Genomic DNA, 17,841 nt, shown 5'->3' with positions numbered 1-17,841 from the left:
ACATGATGTTAGATAATATCGGAAAATTAGTACATCAACAACGCCGCAGTTTGAACCTGACGATTGAAAAGCTGGCCGAGCGTTCGGGGGTCTCAGTCAGTCTGATATCCCGTATGGAACGCGGTGATGTCAACAACATCAGCGTTAAGAAGTTGACTGACATTGCACAAGCCTTAGACATGGAGGTCGGTGATTTCTTCATCGCACCGGAAATGAGCGACATCAATACGTTAGCGTTGGTGAAGTACTTGACTGGCTTGCCGGAAACCGAGCGAGCACGCGTTTCCGAGGTACTCATGCAGGTGATTAATCTTTGAGTGCGGTCATGGGTTGAAAATACGCCAGCAGCGGTTATGCGGCTGGGTAATTAGAAAATCGGTGCTGGCGGCAATTGTCGTTGGCACCGATTTTCTTTGTCATTGATCGACAGAGGCGTGTGGCCAATGCCAAAAGGATAAGCACTTTTGGTGGCCGTTGCCCCGGTTAGGCATTTTGCGCTCGGGGCTGTTCGCTAATCAAAAAATCGCGTATACTTAGTGCACTGAATTCACATCCAAGGTAGCTAGGTAAGCCGCACAAAGGCTGTGGGCTGCCTGCCAAGTAAAAAGGAGGAAATCACTTCATGACATTCGAAGCAGTTTTACCATCACTGAAAAAAGGCCAAAAAGCCGTTCGTACCGGCTGGGAAGGCACCGAGTTGTATGTTCAGTTAGTTCCGGAAGGCAAATTTGAAGGCGACACGTTAAATCCGTATTTTCTGATCAAAACGGCGGATGAAGCGTTCAGTTTGTGGTCACCGACTGACTGTGACATTCTCGCTGAAGACTGGCAACTTGTTGACGCATGATAGCATTCGATTTTAGCGGCAAAACAGTTGTTGTGACTGGTGCGGCATCGGGAATTGGCGCGGCTCAGGCGACGGCGTTTACGGCAGCGGGAGCGCGGGTTATCGGCGTCGATCTTCAACCCATGACAGGGCTGGCCGTCACCATTCAGGCAGATGTCAGTCAGCCTGCAACAGCAGAAACCATCGCCCGTGACTATGCACCTGATATTGTCTGCAACACGGCTGGCATTCTGGACAGCTATCAAGACGTCGCCGCCACTGATCTGGCAACTTGGCAACATATTCTTAACGTTGATCTCACCAGCCAGTTCCTGATGATCAAGGCGTTGTTGCCAGGGATGCTCAAGCGTGGCCATGGCATTTTTATCAACATGAGCTCCATCGCCGGATTGGTCGGTGGCGGTGGCGGCGTGGCGTATACAGCCGCCAAGCACGCTGTTATTGGGCTCACCAAGCAGTTAGACCTTGACTACGCCGCAAGAGGCATTCGCGCCAACGCATTAGCGCCAGGTGCTATCAATACCCCCATGAACGCCGCTGACTTCGCCAGTGACGGGAAAATGGCCGCGTGGGTCGCTGAGGAGACGCCAGCCAAGCGTTGGGCCAAACCAGAAGAAGTCGCCCGGGTATCCCTTTTCCTAGCCAGCGATGCCGCTGATTACATTCACGGCACCGTCATTCCTATTGACGGCGGTTGGTTAGAAAAGTAAACTTGAAACATTGTAAGATGATGTTAACTGAATCGGAAGCGCACACCGCTTCCACGACGATACTTATTTCCTTTGATCGTCGTTATTACTGGCAAAGCCACAAAGGAGAACAATATGCAAACAACATCAATGTCCCATCGTTCAATCGTCAGTCTCACCAAAACCGCGATCGTCGCCGCAATTTATGTGGTCATGACCCTGATGCTCAGCCCGCTAAGCTTCGGTGTCGTCCAGGTCCGGTTCTCCGAGATGCTCAACTACACGGCGCTTTTCAATCGCCGGTACGTTTGGGCGGTTACGTTGGGTGTTTTTTTGGCCAATTTAGCCTCGCCAACCGCACTACTCGATGTCCCAGTCGGCACACTAGGCACCCTCGTCTTCATCGTGATCAGTCGCTGGGCAGCCAAATTCGTCCACCAAAAATGGGCTAAATTCGCTATCATGGGCGTTCTCTTCGCCTTCTCGATGTTCACAGTCGCCGGCGAGCTCACAATCATGAGCAGGGTGCCATTCTGGGCGTCATACGCCACCATTGCCCTAGGTGAAGCTGTCTCAATGGCAGTCGGCGGTGTCGTGATGATGGTGCTGACACGGTATGTGGACTTGGACAAATAAACTTAACAGAAACCTGGTGGCTAGTGACGTGAAACAAAAAAGCTCGCACTGATTGCCGGCAGATTCAAGAATCAATCAAAAATAACACCGAGAAGATTTCCGTCATCTCGGTGTCATTTTTTAGGATTGAAGCTTATGTGAAGTATGTCTGCAAGCAAAAGCAGAAGCCACGCGCACTACTTCTTAAGCGTCTGCATAACATCCTTGGCAATCAGCGTGTAATAATGCACGCGGCCGGCATCGTTAGGGTGAACCCCGTCGTCGGCAAACCAGTCATCATTGCCGCCTGCCAGATAGTACCAGTCAATCACGTGCAGATTGCTATGCGACTTAGCCGCCGAATGAATCAACTTATTCACGGGATCAATCCACGCTTTACCCGGCGCATACGCCGTCACCCAAAACACTTGGCGATTGCTGCCTAGCTGGTCCAAAATGCCATTAATATCGGATTCCGTCATCGGGCCATTCGTACCAAGGCTGATCACGACAGTATCGTCCAACTTACCTTCCGACTTAAGCTGGCTGATAATCGCGGGCGCTGCCTGCACTTGCCGGCCCACTTCGGCGTCAATCGACATCTTCGGGAACAACACCTTGAGGTAAGCTGAGCTACCCAGCATGACCGAGTCGCCAATGGCTGTGACAGGTAAATCCTTAGCTGCTGTGATATCGCTATCAGTTAGCCCAAAAAGCCGGTACTGGTTCAGTACTTTCGCTTTTTTAACTTTAGCTTTGGAATCTTTTTGAATGCGTTGTCGTGTCTGCTGGTTCACGGCGATTGCCTGTTCGGACTGGTAATGGCGGAAGTAGAAGAAGCCGCCAACGCCGGCAATCAATAAACCTAACGCAATACATAATATCCAGTCCCGCAAACGCAGCGTATGTTTTTTCATGATCAGTAAGCCCCCAAAAGTTACGTTGCTTTCATTTTAAACTAAAATCCAGATAAGTCTGGTTACAAGTTAGGGTCATTCTGACGGGTTTGGGGGAAATTGTAAAGAGATTGTCATAATCGACAAATTGAACGTATTTATCCGTAAGCCTTTCTTCAATTGTCGCTAATAGTTTCTGGCAAGGATTTTTCGAAAGGCGTTCCGTGTTAAAATTTAAGGCGACTTAATAATCTCAGTTTAGGGTTACACTACTGAAGCATACTCTGGCAGGAAGGAAGGTGCTGCGTCCGTGAATTTACTGGTTACTGGTGGCGCTGGCTTTATAGGTAGTAATTTTGTCCGATTTCAGCGACAAAATCATCCCGAGGATCTTATCGTTAATCTTGATCTGTTAACTTATGCTGGAAATTTACAGAACTTGACAGATCTACAAAATGATCGTCGTTACATCTTTGTTCATGGAAATATTGTTAATCGTGAGTTGGTGGCATATGTGATTGAACAGTATCATATTGATGCCATCGTCAACTTTGCTGCCGAGTCTCACGTTGACCGCAGTATCCAACATCCGGAAGTGTTTTATGAAACAAACGTTAAAGGAACACTGACGCTGTTGTCCGAAGCCAAGAGGAAGCATTTGAAGTTTTTGCAGATCTCGACAGACGAAGTTTACGGGTCATTAGGTAGGCAAGGCTATTTTACAGAAAAGTCCGCGTTACAGCCGAATTCACCTTACGCCGCTAGCAAAGCATCCGCTGACATGAGCGTGCGTGCATTTTATGAGACTTATAAGGTCGACGTCAACATAACTCGTAGCTCCAACAACTATGGTCCATATCAATTTCCAGAGAAGCTGATTCCTTTGATGATTACCCATGGGCTAACCGGAAAACAGCTACCAATATATGGCAACGGCAAGAATATTCGCGACTGGTTGTATGTGGAAGACAACTGTCGTGCACTTGATTTAGTTCTCAGGAAGGGGCAAGCTGGCGAGATCTATAACGTTGGTGGACATAATGAACGCAGCAACAATGCGATCGTGCAAAATATCGTTGATCATTTGGGATTATCAACAGATCGTATTGAATATGTTAAGGATCGGCCTGGTCATGATAAGCGTTACGCATTAGACTCAACAAAAATCAGTCTTGAGTTAGGCTGGGAACCGATTACCTCTTTTGATGTAGGCTTGAACAATACAATCAATTGGTATATAACACATCGCAACTGGTGGAATTTACTTTTAGATAAAGCAAAGTTTTAAAAAAGCATATGAAGGACAAAAACAGGCAGGCATTGCCAGTTCCCGAGAAAAGATCTCTTTGGCGTCATACAGTTTTGGGGTTTCTAGAATTCGTGATTGTATTTTAAGCCAGAACTTAAGCAGAAATAATTAAAGCGCGCAGTCATTTTGACAACCGTCGTAAAAAATGTAAAGAGACTGTAACACAATCGTTATCAAGGATTACTATAATGGCATAATAGCTTGTGCCTTTCTGACTTGACGGTAATTGATTCAGTTCAAAAAGTGTCTAGCTATTTTAAAATGGGTGGACTTGAAGTCACTTGCTAAGGTATTATGCTCAGGAGTGGCTTTTTAGATTTTGTCTTCAGTGCGGACCATCTTACATGTCCGCATTAAAAATTTGTTTTTAATTTTGGATTAGGTGGGGAAAGAGTTCATGAACAAACAGATCGACCTTTCGCAGTTGTGGCAGATCCTCAAGCGTAGTTTTCTAGCAATGATCATCTTGGGCATTTTGGGTATGGCAGTGGCTTATTTTGGTGCCAAAACATTGATAGCACCAAAGTATGAGGCTGATACGTCTCTTCTGGTTAACCGGAAGCAGGATAATGATCCGAATATGCAGTTAAATGCGCAACAAGCTGATGTGCAAATCATTAATACATATAAAGATATTATTACGCGTCCAGTCGTCTTACAGGCAGTAGCTGATGATTTGACAAGCCCGCAACGTGTGATAACAAAAAAAGCTGAAAAAGCTGTTTACGGAACCCGGTATAATGCGACGACAGGAGTTCGGGAACGATATGTTGTTGAAAAAGCTAAGCCGGCTAAGTACAAGTTGGAGCCGGCAAAATATACTAACTTAACAGCAGACGATTTAGCTAAAATGGTTTCCGTATCAACACAACAAAATTCTCAAGTATTTACAGTCAACGTCAAGGATAATGATCCGGTTCGAGCTCGGGACATTGCAAATGAAGTTGCCAAAGTGTTTGAACAAAAGATTGCAAAAATGATGAGTATATCAAATTTGTCGGTTGTTTCAAAGGCTACAGCTAACCCGACGCCTGTTTCACCACGATTAAATTTAATTGCAATTGTTGGCTTAGGTATTGGGGTTTTGATTGCTTTCATGTGGGGATTGATTCGTGAACTGACTGACCAAACCGTTAAGGATCTCGACTTCATAACAGATTCACTAGGACTGGTAGATTTGGGTGCTGTGAATTATGTTCAACGAATGAAAGATATTGATGAAGTCATTCAGGCGACAAAAGCAAAATATGACGATGATGTAGATAGTTTTGACGGACCAAATCTTCCCCAGCGAAGTCGTCGTCGAGTTTAAGAGAGGAAGATAATAATGAACTGGCTATTTAAGTTTGGTTTTAAGCGAAATCAAGAAGACCAAGAATCCCAAAAAAACGGGGTTATGTTAGTTACGTATGCTGAACCTAAACATGTTGTGTCTGAACAATATCGGACCGTTCGCACGAACATTGAATTTGCAGCAGCTGCCTTAGACAAGTGTCAGGTCGTGATGTTTACGTCTTCTACAATGTCAGAAGGAAAATCTACTGTCTCAGCAAACGTTGCGGTTACATGGGCACAAGCAGGGAAAAAAGTTCTGTTGATTGATGCAGATCTTCGTCGGCCGACCGTTCACGCAACTTTTAGAAAGCTTAACTTGGATGGTGTGACAACGGTGCTAACTGGGAAATCAAAGCCAGATGAAGTTGTGGAGGAAACATTTGTTGACAACTTAAGCATTATTCCTTCGGGTCCAATTCCGCCTAACCCATCTGAATTGCTAAATTCCAGGCGGATGTCAGATTTATTAGATTGGGCACGGGGAAACTTTGATATTGTTGTCTTAGATGCTCCGCCTGTTTTAGCAGTGTCAGATGTGCAGGTTTTAGTTCCGAAGACAGATGGGGTTGTCATTGTGACTAAGATCGGCCAGACACAAAAAAGTGACTTGCGCCGAACTGTTGAAGTCTTAAATTTGGCAAAAGCAAAAATTCTCGGATCAGTCGAGCGTGTAAAAGCACGACATGGTGACAAAGGCTACGGATACGGTTATGGATACGGCTATCAAAGTAATGCGTAACCTTTTTTAAAGAGATATTTGCTAGCAAAATAAACAAACTCGATATTCAAAATAAATACGCATTAACTTAATTTTGGGGGATTAACGATGAAGTTATTGATCGTTGGTGCTGGCCTGTTCGGGGCCACTATAGCACGAGAACGCGCACTAAAAGGTGACAAAGTGGATGTTCTTGAAAGAAGAGAACATGTTGCTGGTAACATCTACACCGAAAATATTGAAGGCATTCAGGTTCATAAATATGGCGCCCATATTTTTCACACAAGCAATCAAGCAGTTTGGGAGTACATCAACCAGTTTGCAACCTTCAACCGTTACACAAACGAAGTCATTGCTAACTATAAAGGTGAGATTTACAACCTGCCCTTTAACATGAATACTTTTAATAAAATGTGGGGTGTCATCACACCTGCTGAGGCAGAGGCAAAGATCGCCGAACAGAGAGCGGCTATGGCCGGGAAAAAGCCAGAAAACCTTGAAGAACAAGCAATTTCGCTTGTAGGTATTGATATTTATCGGAAGCTAATCAAGGACTATACAGCTAAGCAGTGGGGGAGAGACCCTAAAGAACTGCCGTCGTTCATCATCCGCCGCTTGCCTGTCAGGTTGACGTACGACAATAACTACTTTAACGATCGGTATCAAGGCATTCCGGAGGGCGGTTATACTCAGATCGTCGAGAAGATGTTGGATCAGCCTAATATTCATGTCGAACTCAATACCGATTTTTTGGATCACAAACAGGAATATTTGAACCAATACGATAAGGTTATTTATACAGGTATGATCGATCAGTTCTTTGATTACCAGTTGGGGACTTTGGAATATCGCAGTTTACGATTCGAAACCGAAGTTTTGGATATGGATAATTTTCAAGGGAATGCCGTTGTCAATTATACCGATGCCGAAACGCCATTTACGCGGATCATCGAACATAAACATTTCGAATTTGGAAAAGGTAATCCTGGCAAGACGGTTATAACACATGAATATCCTGCTAGTTGGTCAAAAGGTGATGAGCCATATTATCCGGTAAATAACTCAGAAAATAACCATTTATTTACTAGTTACCGCGAATTAGCTGCTAAAGAAACACCACAGGTTGCTTTCGGCGGACGCTTGGGCCTCTATCGCTATTACAATATGGATCAGGTTATTGCAGCAGCTTTGCAGTTTCTGCAAGGGGACTTCTTTAACAAGAAATAAACTGCTAATTAACTGACTCTTAATTGATAATACGTGGAAATGAGGTGGATCGTCACGAAAGTTGTCAAGAATCTCCTGTGGAACATGGGGTATCAAGTTTTTATCCTCTTATTGCCAATCGTTACGATCCCATATGTTTCGCGTGTTCTTGGACCAACCGGAATCGGAATTAACGCTTTCACAAATTCAATTGTTCAGTACTTTGTGCTGTTTGGCACACTTGGACTGACAATGTACGGTAATCGCGAAGTAGCATACCAACGTGATCATCCTAAACGACTCTCAAGTCTGTTTTGGGAATTAACATTGATTCGTGTCGGAACAACGAGCATTGCCACGATATGTTACATTGGTTTCATTATAATAGCAGGGGAATATCAAACTTTCTATTTGATCCAGGGTCTTTTGTTGGTTGCAACTGCCATTGACGTATCTTGGTTCTTCCAGGGCCTTGAGGAATTCAGAATTACTGTACTAAGAAATACTTTAGTGAAGATAATTTCCTTGATCTTGATCTTTGTATTGATCAAAACTAAAAATGATCTTGGCTTGTATATTTTGATTCTGACTGGCTCACAAGTGTTAGGGAACATGACCTTACTTCCGTATCTAAAACGGTATGTTAGGTTCCCTCACCTATCAGATTTAAAGTTAATAAATCATTTGCGTCCAACACTTGAGATGTTTATACCACAAATTGCGACGCAAGTTTATTTGCAGCTTAACAAGACTATGTTAGGTGCATTAATCGGTGTCCAAGCTTCAGGTTTTTATGACAACTCGGATAAGATTGTAAAAATTATACTAGCGATTGTGACTGCGACTGGGACGGTTCTTTTACCCCACACAGCGCACAGCTTTGCGATGGGAAAGCACGATGAGGTCGAAGAATCACTAAACAAGTCAATGCACTTTATTCTGGTTATTGCATTCCCGCTGGCAACGGGGCTGGCTGGTATCGCGCCTGTGTTTACAAGGATTTTTTTTGGTAAAGGGTTTGACCCTGTTTCAGATTTGTTGGTCATTGAATCAATTGTTATTGTTCTTATAGGAATTAGTAATGCAACAGGCGTTCAATATTTACTGCCAACAAATCAACTTAAACCATTTACGGCTTCAGTTGTTTTAGGTGCAATTTCGAATATAATCTTAAATGTCCCGCTCATTTTAATTTTGGGCAGCAATGGAGCCATGATAGCGACAGTCCTGTCAGAATTACTCGTAACAGTTTATCAACTTTTAAAGGTCAAAAACCAGATCAGACTTCATGTCATTTTCCGTGAAGTTTGGAAATACGCGGTTGCTGCTCTTGTGATGGGGGTAAGTGTTCGGATTTTCATCAGTGTGTTGTCGTTATCTAGTCTCACGGCTTTGTTTGGAGCTATCATCTATGGCGCTTTAATCTACACGGTAGCACTGTTCATGTTTCGACCGGTGGTATTGATGAGGATGCTCACGTCTTTAAAAAAGCTTCATTAATCGATTGACTTCAAGGAAAGACCCTACGTCTGACCCAAAACATGATGGTAAAAAATAAGTATAGAGAATGTAAGGAGAAAGAATGCTCCCATTAGCCTTTACTTTAATTCTGATTCTAATTGCAGCGTATTTTTTGAATAATCGAGAATTAATGTCCCCTGCCGTCTTATATTCAGGTGCATTTGCATTTAGTGGCTTATGGGCATTAGCTTATGCAGGAAAATGGTTTTTAGAGCCTTCCTCGTTAACCGTTCTGGTTTTAGTCGGTGGCGGTCTTGAATTCATTTTTGTAACATGGTTCATCCACCTTTTTTTTAGTTCAATACGGTCAAAACAGGTAGTGAACGAGCAAGATCTAACGCGTGCAGTAGACAATCAAAAGTTAAATGTTGGAAAAGAAAAGATCGAGGAGTGGACAGTTGCCACATGGAAAATCGTTCTTATCTTGGTTGTATTGATAGTTGGTATCTTCTATACGATTTATGAAATTAAAAAAATTGGCGGTGGTATGTCATTAGGAGATGCCATTTACTATGTCAGAGTACAAACGATCTTTACAGTTAATGGGAATACTTTGCCCCGTTCCGTAAGTATCATTAGGAATTTTTCGTTAAGTTGCGGATTCTTTTTTGGTTATCTACTAGTCCGTGAGTTTGTTTATTTTCATAAATTCTCGCTCTCAAATGTTTTTATAGTGTTGCTGGCCATCGTGACGACGTTGTTAATGGGAGACAGAACAGAAATGGTTGTGGTGTTAATTGCAATCTTCTGTTATTACTATTGCTTACTGAGAACCAAAAGCAACTGGTCCAAACCAAACAACAAGAAATTCATTGCCGGTGTTGTGATTGTCGGTACCATCGTGTTGCTGGTATTTCCACCAATCGCTAATATGTTAGGACGAGAAAGTGATGCGGGTTCTAATAGTCTAGATTACTTATCGGTTTATATTGGTGCAGAAATAAAAAATTTGGATATATTCTTACGAACTACAACTATTCCTGTTACGGGTTCAGTTTGGGGGAGCCAAACTTTTGTAAACATTCTTCCATGGTTTGCTAAGATCTTTAACTTTACGTTACCTCCGGAAGGGTTAACGTTACCTTACCAAACTGTAAACGGTGTCTATCTGGGAAATGTTTATACCACATACTATGCTTATCTGTATGATTTTGGGATTTGGGGCGTGTTTACGTTAGTTCCTATTATGGCAGGAATTAGCCAATTATTTTTTGAACGCATTCGGGTGACCAAAAACCCCAATCATGTGCCATACAGTATCTTGATCTATTCAAATATCGTTAGCTCACTTGTACTTTCGTTCTTTTCAAATAAATTCTTTGAGCAGATATTTGCACGTCAGTTTGTGCTGATCATCTTTTTCTGGGTCTTCTTAAATTTCTTTATCTTTGAGACAGGGCTGCGGCAGTCAAGGGGTAAATAGATAATCATAAAAACATGAACATTTTGGGTAGGACAGGCAGTAGGGGGACTTATATGAGCTACTTTAACATTCAATCTATTAATAACACTGCAGGGGGCAAAGCATTTGCGGCAAGTAAGCCGATTGCTGATACTATTAAAACACTTTCGACATTAGGGTCTATTGATATGGGGTCAATTGATTCTTTGCCGAATCTTCTTGGTAGGAAAGTGATTTCTTACGGGTCATTAGCAAATTATTTTAAGCAAGTTGGTTCTGGCGATACAATTTTCGTACAGTATCCTTTGTATATTTCCTACCCTGCATTCCTGCAGGTCGTTTATTATTTGCGGTTCGTCAAACGCTGCAAACTTGTATTTATTATCCATGATGTTAACTCCCTGCGTATCGATCCAACGGTTGGTCTTGGGGGTATGGGGCATACAAACAATACCCAACGTTCACTAAGAAATGAGCTCAGAATACTTAAACTCGCATCGGGGATTTTGGTGCCGACGGATGCTATGCGTAAGTTCATTGAAAATACAAATAAAGTATCCGCTAAAGTTATAGTTTTCGGATTATATGAGCACTTGGCTGATTCTCTTGATGTACCGACATTTAAGAACCAAAGAACGATGATATTTGCAGGTAACTTGGACAAATCTTCTTTTTTAAGCAAACTCAATCATTCTACATTCCACTACGAAATATATGGGAATGAACCTTCAATGTTTACTTTACCTGAAAATCTTGATTATCGCGGCTCTTTTCCTTCAGACGAATTATCCGCGCAATTCTCAGGTGGGTTTGGACTGGTTTGGGATGGATCATCGGTTGACGGTATATCTGGCGTTATGGGTGCTTATTTGCGGTACAACAGCCCCTTCAAGGCATCTATGTTCTTGGCAAGCGGCATTCCTGTAGTTGTTTGGAAGAATGCTGCTATCGCTGATTTTGTTAGCCAACATCGTCTTGGCATTACGGTTAATTCATTAGCCGAAGCAGAATCGGCCATAAAGCAGATAACCGATGAACAATATGCAGAACTCACCGCTAGTGTTCGTTCTTTTGGACTTCAATTGAGACAAGGTGCCCAGTTTAAAAAGGCACTCGAAGATGTTCTCACGTTCGCCTAAATACGGAAGTTTGAATCCGAGGAGGAGTTTATAGTTGAAAGTTTTGCTGGTGGGGGATTTTCAATACGGCAGTGGCATGACCGTTTATATGATGAATACATACAAGCAGCTGTCAAAAAAAGGTGTTAAAGTTGAGTGTGTTAGTTATTCTGGGAAGCATGACTTTGAAAAGGAAACGAACGCATTAGGTTGGCCAATGTATTATGTTACACGCGTTGGAAAGAATCCCATGAAGCACTGGATAGATTGGGCTCGGTTTTGTAAGCAGCATAAACAATCTTATGACATTATCCATTTCAACTTTTCGTCATCCTGGAATTTCTTGCCAGTTGTGTTTGCACACTATTTTACGAGTGCAAAAATAGTTGTACAATCGCACAACACGGACTACAGCAAACCAATTAAATCGCATGTTTTCAAGGTTGCCATAGACACCGTGAACAGGTTAGGGCGGCATATTTTTTCTAGAATCAGTGATTTAAAGTTAGGTGTGTCAAATGAAAGCTTGGCATGGATGTTTGGTAAAGAAAATCAAGGCATTGTCTTGAAGAATGGCATTGATCTGCGCAAATTCCATTTTTCAGAGAAACCACGCCATGACTTGCGACAGTCACTTGGATTAGGTAATGGGACATGGATTGTTGGTATGGTGGGTGTCTTAACTGAACGCAAAAATCCTTTTTTCTCGCTAAAAATATTTGAAGAACTGCATGATAGCCATCTGGAAAGTCATTTGGTGATTATCGGTAGTGGTGAGCTTCGTGAGAAACTCGAGCAAGAAGTTCATCAGAAAGGCCTTGATGCTGATGTTTCGTTTATACAACATACCGATGCTATGAATGATTGGTACACAGCATTTGACGTCCTACTCTTTCCCTCACTGTTTGAAGGGTTTGGTTTTGTACCACTTGAAGCGCAGGCTTCTGGGCTTCAAGTGGTTGCTTCTGATCAGATTCCGCCTGATGTCATGTTAACTGATAGTATTGTGGCGTTACCACTTAATGAGCCCAAAATGTGGATCAAAAATCTACGCTCATACTTAGATAAATTACCCGTCAAACGTAATGATATCAGTGAACGAAACATAGAATCAATTGACTTGGCAGGATACTCGATTGTGTCATCTGCAGCTATCTTAAAGCAATGGTTTGATAAATTATTGCTTCAGGAGGAGAGCATATAGTTATGCGTGACAAAGAAAAAATCAAAACACTTGTAATCCTTCCTTTTTTATCTGGTGAAGGTGGTACCGAAACAGTCGTTAATGAGTGGATATCACATTTCGAACACTCATCTGATTTTGAGATGTCATTCCTCCTACCGCAAGGATCAATGCGCGATCATTGGTACCCGTCCTTCTCTAAGAAAGTTAAAGTGTTTAAATTCGCTCAACTCTTTAGAAATAGGCGCTCTATTCGGAATTTATTTGGAGCGATCTGGCTTGCTTTCGCAGTTTTATTTACGTCTGCTGATGAGGTAGTTTGTTTAAGTACAAAGCTAATTTATGAGGTGGCAATTTTAAAAAGGCTATTTCACAAAAAGTTTAGAATAATTTCTTGGATTCATTTTTCCTTGCTTCACGGACAAGACGTAAGTCTAGATGATCTCCAAAAAGCGGATTATCATTTGGCTATTAGTACTGGCATTCAGCAACAGATGCATGACATTAACATCGAGGATTCGAGAATTGGAGTAGTTGGAAACCCTGTTTCCCCAACAACAAACGTAATCCCAGCATCCACGGATGGTATTACTAGGTTTGTTTATAGTGGACGAATTTTTGTTGGTGGCGAAAAAAATTTGAGAGAACTTGTGCTTGGCTTGAATAAACTAAATAAGTTAACAAAGCAATGGACTTTGGATGTCTTTGGTGACGGACCAGACATGTTAGAATTTAAGGAATTGATTGCGCAAAAAGGTATTTCAAGCCAAGTTACTTTACACGGCTGGGTGACTCAACCACTCGATAAACTGGCTCATGCTGATTGTTTGGTGTTAACTTCAACGTATGAAGGATTTGGGATGGTGCTTGCCGAGGCAATTGCAAGAGGCATTCCAGTCATTAGTTCAGACTGTCCAACTGGGCCTGCCGATATTGTAAATAATAGCAATGGTTATCTTTACAAACCTGGTGATGTAAGCATGTTGACAGAGAAGATGCTTGCTATCATTAATAAAGAAAAAGTCTTTAATCATGACGACTTACCTAGTACGGTTTCTAAATTTTATTCTAAGTCATATTTTAATCGTCTCGAACAGTTTCTTGTGGCTTTTTCTGAATAAGCAGATGTTAAAGCTTTATAAGATTAATTGCTTGAAATTTTGATATAAAGCTATTCTTCTTGCAAGAACCTTGCCAATCATTAAGGAGCGTTATAAAAATGCATATCAGTGTCCTTATTGCAACTCATAAACCATACCATATGCCTTCAGACCCTGTGTATTTGCCGATATTTGTGGGCAGCAGTCTTCATTCAGAAATTCCGGATGGGTATCAACGTGATGACCAAGGTATCAATATATCGGATAAGAATCCGCATTACAACGAGGTAACTGCTATATACTGGGCATCTCAAAATCTTAATGCAGACGCAATTGGGCTGGTTCACTATCGCCGATATTTTTCTAACCGTTCTTTTGCACAAAAAAAAGACTTCTCATCGATCCTACGTGAGTCTCAGATTGAAGATCTCCTAAAGCGATCTAGCATTATCGTACCTAAACCACGAAACTATTACATTGAAACAATCGAGTCCCATTATCGACATAGCCATAGTGCCATTGGTATTGATGCTTTGTACGAGATTATTGCGCAGCAACCAGCTGAATATCGCGAGAGCTTCTCCAAAGTCATGCATTCGAAACAAGCCCACATGTTTAATATGTTTATCATGCGTCGAGAAGAGTTCATGGCATATTCTTCTTGGCTGTTTTCGGTCCTGTTTGCAGTTGAAGCAAAAATTGATTTTTCTAAGCTTCAAGGCAATGAAAGTCGCGTGATGGGCTTTCTCGCCGAATTATTAATGGATACTTGGCTTTTAGCTAATAACAAAACGTTCCTGGAATGCCCAGTCATCTTTATGGAGAACGAGCACATCGTCAAAAAAGCGCGCAATCTTATTTTAAATAAATTGACGGGAACACATGTTAATTTGGACACACACATTGGAACCAAGTAGAATAGCCGGTATAGCAATTGCGCCAGTTGTTAGAAATTCAGTGTGAATTTCATTCCCATTTCATTGAATGGAGACCTTGCTCATTCGTTAAGAATATCTTAAAATGGGTAGGAAATCTTTGGGGGGTTTCGCAGCACTGACGCTTTGAATATTGGAGGAGATTAGTTTGGAAAAACAATTGGAGAAGACTCAACATCGAGTCGAAGTTTTAGAGAGTGAGCCGGCTAACGTTTCATCAGTCTATTTGTTTGAAAAAAGGGTGTTTGATATTATTTGCGGTCTCTTTGGAATGGTGTTAGTCATTCTAGCAGCCCTGGTATTGGAACCGTTTTGCTTAGTCGGTAGAAATAAAGGGCCATTGTTTTTTAAGCAAACTCGGGTTGGACAAAATGGTAGAAAATTTAAAATTTATAAGTTTAGAAGCATGGTTGTTAATGCGGAGGACGTTTTACATAAAGACGCTACTCTTTACGATAAATACGTAAGTAATAACTATAAGTTACCACCCAAAGAAGATCCACGGATCACTAAATTAGGCATTTTTATCAGGAAGACGTCGTTAGATGAGTTGCCACAATTTATCAACATTCTTAAGGGTGACATGAGTATGGTGGGCCCTCGGCCAGTTGTGGAAAGTGAATTACGCGAGTATGGACAGCATGTTGATCAACTGCTTACAGCTAAACCGGGCGCTATGGGACTTTGGCAAGCTAGCGGACGGAGTAAGATCGGATACCCGCAGAGAGCTGACTTAGAGCTTTCCTATGTTGCCAATCGTTCCTTTAGTTATGATTTATTGATTATTTGCAAAAACATTGTTTCAATTTTCAAAGCTGATGGAGCTTTTTAATTTACAGTTTGTTTTTTATGGTTGCGCTAAAAAGAGGCCGGCGACTTGATACAGATATTCTGTATCAAGTCGCCGGCCTCTTTTTTTACACATCACTTTGCGTCTAACGCCTTCTGAATCACGTCATGTCCCCGGGCAAGCTCGGTATCTGACATGACTTCAAAAGCCTGTCCATCAATATTCTGACCAGTACCATGTAGCTGATCGCTCTTAATGCTACTGCCTGCATCACGATAAGCTGTTGCTAGATTCTTAACCGATCCAAGGGATACATCGGTTCGAACGTTCTTACCAACAGCATTGAGGAACTTTTGACTCAATACAGTCGTGGGATTCTTCTTCAATTTATTGATAACTGAAGCAAGAATCAACTGTTGCCGCATCTGCCGGCCATAGTCGCCTTGCGGATCGTCATACCGCATCCGGGAGAACTTCAGCGCATCGCTACCTGAAAGGTCATAGGATTGTCCCTTAACGAAGGACTTGCCTTCATAATCGAAACTAATCGGTGAGGTGACGGTGACGCCGCCAACTGCATCTACCATCTGTTCAAGGCCTTTCATGTTGACGAGCAGGTAACCGTCTAGTTTGATGTTTAAGAGCTTCTCAACGGCTTCCATGGCCGTGTCAGAGGAGCCGTAGGAATAGGCGGCGTTGATTTTGATGGTGACATCATCGAAAGTAACTTTGGTGTCACGAGGTACCGAGAGCATGGTGGTTGTCTTTGACTTCGGGTTTAGAACCATCACAATCATGGTATCGGTGCGGCCTTTATAGGAACGGCCAAGTTCACCGGTGTCGGTACCAAGTAATAAGTATGCAACCGGCTTTCCGCTGGTGGTTTTGTCATCAGAAGATTTGTTGGTCTTCTTGTTGTAAGAATATATTTGTGATGTTGAATTATGAACCATATAGTACACGAAACCACCAAACCCAAGAGCGGCAACGAGTACGACGAGTAGAACGCGTACTAGGATCTTTTTCATTTTTAGACCTCATTTCCTCCGTAATCTTTTGATATTATACCGCAAAGTGTGCTATCTCGCTGATCTATTGCGAATCGTTAACAAACTGTTACAAAAAACGATTTGACGTTGGCAGCGCTTCATTAGATACTAGAGAGTATTGGAAGGGGAACTGAATGATGATTGACGTGCATTGCCACATGTTACCAGGAATTGATGATGGCTCAAAAGATTTAACAACTTCATTGGAATTAGCGGAAGCTGCGGTTGCTGACGGAATTACGCATGCCTTGATGACACCACATCACATGAATGGACGGTATACGAATCATGCAGCGGATGTGATTCGATTGACCGATGAATTTCAGGATGTGCTGGAGCAGCGACATATTCCACTGACTGTTTTTCCGTGTCAAGAGGTTCGAATTAATGGCGATTTATTAGAAGCAATTGACCACCATGACATTTTGACTTGTGATGTGACTGGTCATTATATCCTAATTGAATTTCCGTCTGATGATGTGCCACTTTACACACAAAATATGTTGTTCGAAGTGATGCAACGCGGGATGGTGCCCGTGATTGTTCATCCGGAACGTAATACACGACTGATGAAGCACCCGGGTTTGCTATATCAAATGATTGAACGTGGTGCGTTTGCGCAGGTGACAGCTAGCAGCTATGTTGGGACGTTCGGCAAAAAGGTTCAACAATTTTCTGAAGATATTATTGATGCGGGGCTGGCACATGTCTTTGCCTCTGACGCGCATCACTTGCCTGGCCGTAGTTACGAGATGTCCGCAGCGTTCAAACGCCTGGAGCGTAAACGTGGCGAAAAGAAGGCTAAGATTTTCGAAGACAACGCACGGGCGCTGGTCAATGGCGATCCGTTAGTACGGTTTAATGAACGGAAAGTTGAAAAGCGGCTGTTGTCGCGGTATTGATACTTTAAGTTGCTCCCATAAAAATATTTCTGAAAAATTAGCACTCGCCTTGTTCGAGTGCTAATTTCGTGCTATAATACATTACGTAAACAAGGAAAAGGCGCAACGGCATCAGTGCCATTAAGTGAATAAGCTCGACACGAAAGTACTGCCAGTGCGTCTGGGAGTACTTTTTTGTAGAGCGTGAACTGGCGCCGTTAGAAGTTGGAGTGTAAGTGGCCTCAGA

Annotated in this window: 18 protein-coding genes and 1 riboswitch; of the genes, 16 read left to right on the top strand and 2 right to left on the bottom strand. The window is 42.4% G+C overall.

Annotated elements, in window-relative coordinates; translation table 11 throughout:
• The first annotated feature begins 5 nt into the window (after positions 1-5).
• The 4 genes from LACZS1_RS09570 to LACZS1_RS09555 all read left to right on the top strand — a co-directional run bounded on the left by LACZS1_RS09570 (position 6) and on the right by LACZS1_RS09555 (position 2,172).
• Complete coding sequence (locus tag LACZS1_RS09570) at positions 6-317, top strand: helix-turn-helix domain-containing protein (protein WP_010491620.1); 312 nt, start codon at positions 6-8, stop codon at positions 315-317.
• A 305-nt stretch (positions 318-622) separates the two neighbouring features.
• Positions 623-847 (top strand): DUF2829 domain-containing protein, encoded by a 225-nt coding sequence (locus LACZS1_RS09565; RefSeq protein ID WP_010491618.1) that lies wholly within the window; start codon positions 623-625, stop codon positions 845-847.
• The gene (locus LACZS1_RS09560; protein WP_070652168.1) at positions 844-1,557 is read left to right on the top strand and encodes a 3-oxoacyl-ACP reductase; all 714 of its coding nucleotides are present in this window, start codon (positions 844-846) and stop codon (positions 1,555-1,557) included. Before LACZS1_RS09565 ends, LACZS1_RS09560 begins: the two co-directional genes overlap by 4 nt.
• A gap of 18 nt (positions 1,558-1,575) precedes the next feature.
• A riboswitch (PreQ1 riboswitch) is annotated at positions 1,576-1,674 on the top strand.
• A complete protein-coding gene (locus tag LACZS1_RS09555; protein ID WP_010491614.1) occupies positions 1,672-2,172 on the top strand; it encodes a QueT transporter family protein in 501 nt (166 codons plus the stop codon). Its footprint overlaps the riboswitch before it by 3 nt.
• Positions 2,173-2,348: 176 nt before the next feature.
• Here LACZS1_RS09555 and LACZS1_RS09550 read toward each other — a convergent pair whose 3' ends face one another.
• On the bottom strand, positions 2,349-3,068 hold the full coding sequence (locus LACZS1_RS09550) for an SGNH/GDSL hydrolase family protein (RefSeq protein WP_070652167.1): 720 nt from the start codon (positions 3,066-3,068) through the stop codon (positions 2,349-2,351).
• A 289-nt stretch (positions 3,069-3,357) separates the two neighbouring features.
• Here LACZS1_RS09550 and rfbB point away from each other — a divergent pair, with 289 nt between their 5' ends.
• The 11 genes from rfbB to LACZS1_RS09495 all read left to right on the top strand — a co-directional run bounded on the left by rfbB (position 3,358) and on the right by LACZS1_RS09495 (position 15,706).
• Complete coding sequence (gene rfbB, locus LACZS1_RS09545) at positions 3,358-4,335, top strand: dTDP-glucose 4,6-dehydratase (protein WP_070652166.1); 978 nt, start codon at positions 3,358-3,360, stop codon at positions 4,333-4,335.
• A 418-nt stretch (positions 4,336-4,753) separates the two neighbouring features.
• Positions 4,754-5,668 carry a YveK family protein gene (locus tag LACZS1_RS09540; protein WP_274804350.1) on the top strand — a complete coding sequence of 305 codons (915 nt, stop codon included), beginning with the start codon at positions 4,754-4,756 and terminating at the stop codon, positions 5,666-5,668.
• A gap of 15 nt (positions 5,669-5,683) precedes the next feature.
• Positions 5,684-6,430, top strand: coding sequence for a CpsD/CapB family tyrosine-protein kinase (locus tag LACZS1_RS09535; protein WP_274804349.1), 747 nt, complete (start codon positions 5,684-5,686; stop codon positions 6,428-6,430).
• Positions 6,431-6,517: 87 nt separating this feature from the next.
• Positions 6,518-7,636, top strand: a complete 1,119-nt coding sequence (gene glf, locus LACZS1_RS09530; protein WP_049169279.1) for a UDP-galactopyranose mutase — start codon at positions 6,518-6,520, stop codon at positions 7,634-7,636.
• A 39-nt stretch (positions 7,637-7,675) separates the two neighbouring features.
• Complete coding sequence (locus LACZS1_RS09525; protein WP_070652163.1) at positions 7,676-9,115, top strand: flippase; 1,440 nt, start codon at positions 7,676-7,678, stop codon at positions 9,113-9,115.
• A gap of 82 nt (positions 9,116-9,197) precedes the next feature.
• The gene (locus tag LACZS1_RS09520; protein WP_070652162.1) at positions 9,198-10,559 is read left to right on the top strand and encodes an O-antigen polymerase; all 1,362 of its coding nucleotides are present in this window, start codon (positions 9,198-9,200) and stop codon (positions 10,557-10,559) included.
• Positions 10,560-10,612: 53 nt separating this feature from the next.
• Positions 10,613-11,677, top strand: coding sequence for a glycosyltransferase (locus tag LACZS1_RS09515; protein ID WP_070652161.1), 1,065 nt, complete (start codon positions 10,613-10,615; stop codon positions 11,675-11,677).
• Between the two features lie 34 nt (positions 11,678-11,711).
• Positions 11,712-12,860, top strand: coding sequence for a glycosyltransferase (locus tag LACZS1_RS09510; protein WP_070652160.1), 1,149 nt, complete (start codon positions 11,712-11,714; stop codon positions 12,858-12,860).
• 2 nt (positions 12,861-12,862) lie between these two features.
• Entirely contained in the window at positions 12,863-13,960 is a 1,098-nt protein-coding gene (locus tag LACZS1_RS09505) for a glycosyltransferase (protein WP_070652159.1), read from the top strand.
• Positions 13,961-14,058: 98 nt separating this feature from the next.
• Positions 14,059-14,856 carry a DUF4422 domain-containing protein gene (locus tag LACZS1_RS09500; protein WP_070652158.1) on the top strand — a complete coding sequence of 266 codons (798 nt, stop codon included), beginning with the start codon at positions 14,059-14,061 and terminating at the stop codon, positions 14,854-14,856.
• Positions 14,857-15,022: 166 nt separating this feature from the next.
• The gene (locus tag LACZS1_RS09495) at positions 15,023-15,706 is read left to right on the top strand and encodes a sugar transferase (RefSeq protein WP_083311643.1); all 684 of its coding nucleotides are present in this window, start codon (positions 15,023-15,025) and stop codon (positions 15,704-15,706) included.
• Positions 15,707-15,798: 92 nt separating this feature from the next.
• On the opposite strand, the gene LACZS1_RS09490 is transcribed toward LACZS1_RS09495, so the two are convergent.
• Positions 15,799-16,692: an LCP family protein gene (locus tag LACZS1_RS09490; protein ID WP_070652157.1), complete on the bottom strand. Its 894-nt coding sequence runs from the start codon at positions 16,690-16,692 to the stop codon at positions 15,799-15,801.
• Positions 16,693-16,850: 158 nt separating this feature from the next.
• Here LACZS1_RS09490 and LACZS1_RS09485 point away from each other — a divergent pair, with 158 nt between their 5' ends.
• Positions 16,851-17,615, top strand: coding sequence for a tyrosine-protein phosphatase (locus LACZS1_RS09485; protein WP_049169300.1), 765 nt, complete (start codon positions 16,851-16,853; stop codon positions 17,613-17,615).
• Positions 17,616-17,841: the final 226 nt, after the last annotated feature.

The organism is Lacticaseibacillus zeae subsp. silagei, from assembly GCF_030770335.1.
In the GTDB taxonomy this organism is placed as follows: domain Bacteria; phylum Bacillota; class Bacilli; order Lactobacillales; family Lactobacillaceae; genus Lacticaseibacillus; species Lacticaseibacillus zeae.
This window is presented reverse-complemented; position numbering and strand designations above follow the sequence as displayed.